General features: G+C 66.6%; 1 protein-coding gene. It reads right to left on the bottom strand.

Annotation, left to right across the window (positions count from 1 at the left end; translation table 11 throughout):
* Nucleotides 1-509, bottom strand: a 509-nt coding sequence (locus tag K9U40_RS23080; RefSeq protein WP_282892414.1) for an ArdC family protein, incomplete at its 3' end; no start/stop codon positions are given.
* Nucleotides 510-859: the final 350 nt, after the last annotated feature.

Below are 859 nucleotides of genomic sequence, written 5' to 3'. Positions count from 1 at the left end.
ATCACGGCGCCGGTATGCGCAAAGAACCAATCGGCATGCTCGATCCGCGCCATCGGATCGAGAACGGGCGGCGGCGGGAGATAGAAATTTGCCGGCAGACCCTCGATCTGGTCGACGTTGAAGACGCTGTAGGTCTTCAGGAACGGGATGTCCCGCTCCACCTCCCCGCCGTGCGCGTCCGTTTCGGTCTTCGTGAAACGACTGGCGTAGATGACGATCGAGCCGGATTCGCCCTTGCGAACATGGCCACCGAGTTCGTTCGCCTGCTTGAAGGTCATCCAGGTCGGCGAGGCGAAGCCCCGCGCCATGGCCTCCGACCACAGCAGCAGCACGTTCATGCCGGAATATGGCTCTCCGGTATGACGCAACGGGCGGGTGATGCGGCCGGTCGCATTCGCCGCGCTCCATGGCTGGATCCACGGTCGCACGCCTTTTTCGAGGTCAGCGACGATCCGCTCAGTGATCCGCGCGTAGATGTCACCGCGCTCGCCAATCTCTTTCCTGCTCATGTTCCTGAACCTCCGCACTGGAGGCCGCGCCGATCGCGGCCCCGTCACGGGGTCCGGCAGCCGGGGGAACAGGCGAGACCGCGCACCCGGAGGCGCCCGACCGCGGGGCGAGGCGCGACGGGCCGCAACGAAGTGGAGGACGGCGAAGCCGTTGCGCTGACCGCCGGCCCCGGCAGGACCTTCTTCCGGGACGGGACGCGCACGGCGCGCTCTCCTCCCATTCCTTTTCCTTCCGCGATCGACTGAGGTTTGGTTTCGACATGCGAAAAGGCCGGCGCCTGGAGCGGCCGGCTTGGTCTCGTGCGAGCGATGAGAAGGGCGGAGCCAAGGCTCCGCCCGGGCGGCTCAAC

Origin of the sequence: Xanthobacter autotrophicus, from assembly GCF_030015065.1 — a bacterium.
In the GTDB taxonomy this organism is placed as follows: Bacteria; Pseudomonadota; Alphaproteobacteria; order Rhizobiales; family Xanthobacteraceae; genus Xanthobacter; species Xanthobacter autotrophicus_D.
This window is presented reverse-complemented; position numbering and strand designations above follow the sequence as displayed.